6 protein-coding genes are annotated in these 6,000 nt (G+C 61.9%); 1 reads left to right on the top strand and 5 read right to left on the bottom strand.

The window, feature by feature from the left end; all coding sequences use genetic code 11:
- The 5 genes from H4W01_RS22510 to H4W01_RS22490 all read right to left on the bottom strand — a co-directional run.
- Positions 1-179 (bottom strand): transposase (locus tag H4W01_RS22510; protein WP_209613676.1); only part of this gene is annotated, 179 nt, incomplete at its 3' end.
- Positions 180-266: 87 nt separating this feature from the next.
- Entirely contained in the window at positions 267-2,183 is a 1,917-nt protein-coding gene (locus H4W01_RS22505; protein WP_126849414.1) for an AMP-binding protein, read from the bottom strand.
- Between the two features lie 29 nt (positions 2,184-2,212).
- Entirely contained in the window at positions 2,213-3,244 is a 1,032-nt protein-coding gene (gene dmpG, locus H4W01_RS22500; protein WP_126849409.1) for a 4-hydroxy-2-oxovalerate aldolase, read from the bottom strand.
- Positions 3,241-4,185, bottom strand: a complete 945-nt coding sequence (locus H4W01_RS22495) for an acetaldehyde dehydrogenase (acetylating) (RefSeq protein ID WP_126849410.1) — start codon at positions 4,183-4,185, stop codon at positions 3,241-3,243. Before H4W01_RS22495 ends, dmpG begins: the two co-directional genes overlap by 4 nt.
- Complete coding sequence (locus H4W01_RS22490) at positions 4,182-4,967, bottom strand: 2-keto-4-pentenoate hydratase (RefSeq protein ID WP_126849411.1); 786 nt, start codon at positions 4,965-4,967, stop codon at positions 4,182-4,184. Before H4W01_RS22490 ends, H4W01_RS22495 begins: the two co-directional genes overlap by 4 nt.
- Before the next feature lie 77 nt (positions 4,968-5,044).
- Between H4W01_RS22490 and H4W01_RS22485 the strand changes: the two genes are divergently transcribed.
- Positions 5,045-5,818 carry an IclR family transcriptional regulator gene (locus tag H4W01_RS22485; protein WP_126849412.1) on the top strand — a complete coding sequence of 258 codons (774 nt, stop codon included), beginning with the start codon at positions 5,045-5,047 and terminating at the stop codon, positions 5,816-5,818.
- Positions 5,819-6,000 lie beyond the last annotated feature (182 nt).

The following is a 6,000-nucleotide window of genomic DNA, read 5'->3' as shown; positions in this document are numbered from 1 at the left end:
AGCGTCTTGTGCGGGCCGTAGTCGCTGGGCGCATCACGCCAGCGCAGCCCATTGCGGTTCACGAAAACGATGCCGCTCAACACCCGCCGGTCGTCAACTCGCGGCTTGCCATGGCTCTTTGGGAAATATGGCCGCAGGCGTGCCATCTGCTCGTCCGTTAGCCAGTACAGGTCGCTCATCCTCAGTCTCCTCACGGAGCCTGAATCAGATCGCGCCTCTCACATCAATGGGTCCTGACCCTAACAATGCAAAGATGTTTACGCAGATCACCTCTTGGACGCGCCGTAACCGATCGAATTGAGGGCTTCGCGGACCGCGTCCATCGCACTGGGATCGTCTATCGTGGCGGGAAGAGCCACTGCCTCATCATCGGCGACGCGGCGGATCGCTGCGCGGAGGATCTTGCCTGATCGTGTCTTAGGCAGCAGCCGCGTGACCACTACAGACTTGAAGGCGGCGACCGGCCCGAGTTCGTTGCGCACCCGCTCCACGACTTCGCGACATACCGTGTCGTCGCTCCGATCGACACCGGTCTTTAGCACCACCAATCCCACCGGGACCATGCCCTTCAGTTCGTCGGCCGCGCCGATCACTGCACATTCGGCGACATCGGGATGGGCCGCGATGATCTGCTCGATGCCGCCGGTCGACAGCCGGTGGCCTGCGACGTTGATGATGTCGTCGATGCGGCTCATCACATGGACAAAGCCTCCGGCGTCAATCAAGCCCGCGTCACCGGTGGTGTAGTATCCCGGGTGAGCCTCCAGATAGGAGGCGCGGAACTGCTCGGCCCGCTGCCACAAGGTCGTGAGTGCGCCCGGCGCGAGTGGAAGGCGGATGACGATGTCGCCCGTCTCGCCGATCGCCACCAACCTGCCGTCCGGGCCCAATACCTCGAAGTGGTTGCCGGGCACCGGCCTGCCCGCACTGCCATGCCGCGTTTTCGTCTCGCCAAGGCCCAGGCAGATCGCCAGCGCCGGCCAACCCAGTTCGGTCTGCCACCAGTGATCGATGACCGGGACGTTCAACATCGCCTCCGCCCAACGGAGCGTGTCCGGATCGGCGCGCTCGCCGGCCAGGAACAGAGCGCGCAGGCTGCCAATACCATCCGCCGCTACATGCTTGCCATCGGGATCGTCGCGCTTGATCGCACGGATCGCAGTCGGCGCGGTGAACAGCACGCTGACACCGTGGTCGCGAATGACACGCCAGAAGGCTCCGGCGTCGGGCGTCCCGACCGGTTTGCCCTCGTAGAGCACGGTGGTGCAACCGCAGAACAGCGGCGCATAGACGATATAGCTGTGGCCCACCGCCCAGCCGATGTCCGAAGCAGACCAGAAGGTCTCACCCGGTTGCACGCCATAGATGTTCGGCAGGCTCCAGCTTAGTGCAACCGCATGGCCGCCATTGTCATGAACGACACCCTTCGGGATGCCGGTCGTACCGGAGGTGTAGAGGATGTAGAGTGGATCGCCCGAAGCCACCGTCACGCAATCGGCATGCGGTGCTGCGGCGACCGCCTCGGTCCAATCGATATCACGCCCCGGCATGAGAAGCGCGGTGCATTGCGGCCTCTGGAGCACGATGCAGCTATCCGGCTTGTGCGTGGAAAGCGCGATCGCGTCATCCAGCAGCGGCTTGTAGGCGACGACCCGCCCAGGCTCGAGACCACAGGAGGCGGTGAGCACTAGCTTGGGGGTCGCGTCCTCAATGCGTTTGGCTAGCTCGGCCGCAGCGAATCCGCCGAACACCACCGCGTGGATCGCGCCGAGCCGCGCACAGGCGAGCATTGCGAACACTGCCTCGGGTACCATCGGCATATAGACCAGCACCCGGTCACCAGCCTCAACTCCCTGCGTAACCATCATGCCTGCGACACGCCCGACATGATCGTATAGTTCTAGGTAAGTGAAACGGCGGACCGATTCCGTCATCGCGCTGTCGTAGATCAGCGCGAGCTGATCGCCGCGTCCGGCGGCGACGTGTCGATCGAGTGCGTTGTAGCAGCTGTTCAGCTTACCGTCGGGGAACCAGTGCCAGGTGCCATCGGGCTCGACTGCGGCGGCACGGCGCGGTTCAGCAATCCAATCGACAGCGCGAGCAGCTTCCAGCCAGAAGGCTTCGGGCTCCGCAATGCTGCGGCGATAGACATCGGCATAGTCGCGAGCGTTCGTTTGGCCCATCACTGTCATTCTCTGCCCGATCTCAACGGTCAGGCCGCCCGCTCGCGCAACATGTCCAGCGCAACATCGACGATCATGTCCTCTTGTCCACCGATCATCTTACGTCGGCCGAGTTCGACTAAGATTGTGCGAGTATCGAGCCCATAATCTGCCGCGGCCTTCTCGGCATGACGCAGAAAGGACGAATAGACCCCGGCATAGCCCAATGCGAGCGTTTCGCGATCTACCCGGACCGGCCGATCCTGCAACGGTCGAACAAGATCCTCGGCAGCATCCATCAGCTTCATGACATTGCAGCCATGGTCCCAGCCCTTGCGGTCGGCCGCCGCGACGAAAACCTCGAGCGGCGCATTGCCCGCTCCCGCGCCCATCCCCGCCAGGCTCGCGTCGATGCGGATGGCTCCCTCCTGCGCGGCGACGATCGAATTGGCGACGCCGAGAGACAGGTTATGATGCGCGTGCATGCCGCGCTCGGTTTCGGGCTTGAGCACGCGATCATAGGCCTTGAGGCGCGCACGCACGCCGTCCATGTCGAGCGCGCCGCCGCTATCAGTCACATAGACGCACTGCGCGCCGTAGCTTTCCATCAGCAGCGCTTGGCTGGCCAGCGCGTCGGGTTCGACCATGTGGCTCATCATCAGAAAGCCAGACACATCCATGCCGAGATCGCGGGCGATGCCGATATGCTGTTTCGAGACGTCGGCCTCGGTGCAGTGTGTCGCAACACGGACCGACCGTACGCCTAGTTCATAGGCCCGGCGGAGTTCGTCGACTGTGCCGACGCCTGGCAGGATTAGCGTGGTCAGCACCGAATTGGTCAGAACCTCTGCGACCGCTTCCAGCCATTCCCAATCGGTGTGCGCGCCGAAGCCGTAGTTGAAGCTCGCGCCCGACAATCCATCGCCATGCGCCACCTCAATCGCATCGACCCCGGCTTCATCGAGCGCCTTGGCGATGCTGCGTACATGGTCGAGTCCGTACATATGCTTGATGGCATGCATACCGTCGCGCAGCGTCACGTCCTGGATGTAGATCTTCTGGGTGTTTACGTCGAACGTCATGCTGCGGCCCTCCGGTCCATGATCTTCTGCGCCAGCAGTTCGCCGGTCGCCTTGGCAGCAGCCGTCATGATGTCGAGATTGCCCGAGTAGCTCGGCAGATAATCGCCCGCACCCTCAACCTCGAGATAGATCGAGGTCTTTACGCCGGTGAATTCGCCAAGGCCCGGGATCTTGAGCTTGCTGTTGTCGCCATAGCGCTCGAACTGGACTTCCTGCTTGAGGCGATAGCCCGGCACATAGCCCTGAACCTTGGCGACCATCGCCTCGACCGAAGCGCGGATCGCGTCCTCGTCTGCGCCTTCCGATAGCGTGAACACCGTATCGCGCATGATCATCGGCGGCTCGGCGGGATTTAAGATGATGATCGCCTTGCCCTGCGCGGCACCGCCGACTCGTTCGATTGCACGGGAGGTGGTACGAGTGAATTCGTCAATATTTGCGCGGGTACCTGGTCCGGCCGATCTCGACGACACGGACGCCACGATCTCTGCGTAATGTACCTTCGCGACCTGGCTGACGGCCGCCACCATGGGGATAGTCGCTTGCCCGCCGCACGTCACCATATTGACGTTGGGCGCGTCGAGATTAGCCTGCATGTTCACCGGCGGAATCGTGAACGGGCCGAGCGCTGCAGGTGTCAGGTCAATGACCTGCTTGCCATCGGCACGCAACCGGGCGTCATGTACCTTATGCGCATAGGCGGAGGTTGCATCGAAAACGATGCCAATCTCGGGATAGTCTGCCATCTTGACGAGACCCTCGAGACCTTCATGCGTGGTTGCCACACCGCGTGCCTTCGCCATCGCCAGGCCCTCTGACGCCGCGTCGATGCCGACAACCGCCACAAGCTCCATATTTTGCGGATATTTGATCATCTTGATCATCAGGTCGGTGCCGATATTGCCCGAACCAATGATCGCCGCCTTGACCTTCGTGCTCATGATTTCGTCCCATATTCGAAGGCGCAGGTGCCGATGCCGCCGATGCGGGTGCGAACCTGATCGCCGGGAGTGAGTGCGACCATCGGGCCAAGAGCGCCCGACAGGATGATGTCACCGGCCTTGAGCGCCTCTCCGCGCGCGGAGAGCGTTCGCGCGAGCCACTGGACGGCATTGAGCGGATGACCGAGGCATGCGGCACCAGCACCCAGCGATGCGATTGCGCCGTTGATCTCCATCACCATGCCGCAACTGTAGAGATCAAGGTCGCGTAATAGCCGGTGGTCGGTACCGAGCACAAAGAACGCCGAAGAGCCGTTGTCAGCAACCGTATCGGCGAAGGCGATCTTCCAGTCCGCGATGCGGCTATCGACAATCTCGATCGCCGCGACCGCATAGTCGACCGCTGATGTGAGCGTCTCGATCGACACATCCGGATCATCCACATCGCGCGCCATTACGAAGGCGATCTCCGCCTCGGCTTTAGGCTGGATGGCCTTGGCCGGATCGAGCCTGCCGCCATCGGGAATCTGCATGTCCTCGAACAACGCGCCGAGGTCCGGCCGATCGACGCCGAGTTGGGCCTGGACCGCCTTCGCGGTCAGCCCGATTTTGCGCCCGATCAGCCGGCGACCCTGATCCTGCCACAGGCGTGTGTTGATCGCCTGGACGGCATAGGCCCCGTCGATATCGACGGGCTCAAGCAGTTCACGCAATGGGGAAATCGGTACCCCCAAATAAGCTTCGCGCAGCGCCCGGGCCGCAGTCTCATAATCTTTTGCCATGGACGAAGCGTAGGTTTCGATCGGAGACCGGTCAAATCATGCTTGCCGACATATCCCATAGCGTGAGAAGTAGCCTTATGATCAAAACTAGAACAGAACCACCGCAAACCTTGATCAAATCGCTTTCGCTGCTGGCCCGTATCCTGGAGGACGATGGCGGCCGTTCGCTATCAGGGGTGGCGGTCGAAGCTGGGATTCCACTGTCCACCGCACACCGCCTGGCGGTCGGGTTCGAGAAGAGTGGCTTCCTGCTCCGTGTCGGCCGTGGCCAATATGTCGCTGGGCCGGTCTTGTCCCGGATCGCCGCTGCACGGCGCGACTGGGGAAGCTTCGCCTCACGGGTGGCCCGACCGCTCCTAAAAGAGCTCTATCGCCGAACGGGCAAGACCGTTCATTTTGGCATCTTCGAGGACAATATGATGACTTACCTGGTCAAGATCGGTGATCCTCGCTGCGTTATGATCTCACGGCAGGGTATGCAGTTGGAGGCCTATTGCTCAGGCATCGGCAAGGCGCTGCTGGCGAATCTGCCGCAGAAGGAGCGGGAAGCCTATCTGGCAGCGGGCCCATTCGTCGGCCTGACGTCGAAGACGATTACCTCGGCCACCGAACTGGCACGCGAACTTGCGGATATCCGCGAGCGCGGCTATGCCATCGACGATGGCGAGATCACCCCGGGGCTGATATGCATTGCGGTCCCGATCGGAAGCGAACAGGGAGTGTTAGCTGCTATTTCCCTGATCGTGACCCATATCGGCGAGCCATGCATACCGACCGACTTCCTGCCGCCGCTGATCGAAACTGCACGCGTGATCGAATCGCGGCTATTTCCCTATCGGAGCTGCACATGAACGGCTTGAATCAGGTCATATAAACACTTGCTCGATGAATGCAGGTGGGGGTCGGTTCCGGCTGAGGGCGAAATGACACCCCAAGCGGATGTGTCTCGGCATGCTTTGCATGCGCGGACGGTAGATCGTGTTTGTGGTGAGCGGTCCCGGACGGTATCGTGACGTCCCATGGCAGCAGGCAA

The organism is Sphingomonas sp. PL20 (assembly GCF_017875905.1).
Taxonomy (GTDB): domain Bacteria; phylum Pseudomonadota; class Alphaproteobacteria; order Sphingomonadales; family Sphingomonadaceae; genus Sphingomonas; species Sphingomonas echinoides.
Note: the sequence above shows the minus strand (reverse complement) of the source record. Positions and strands in the feature narration are given on the sequence as shown.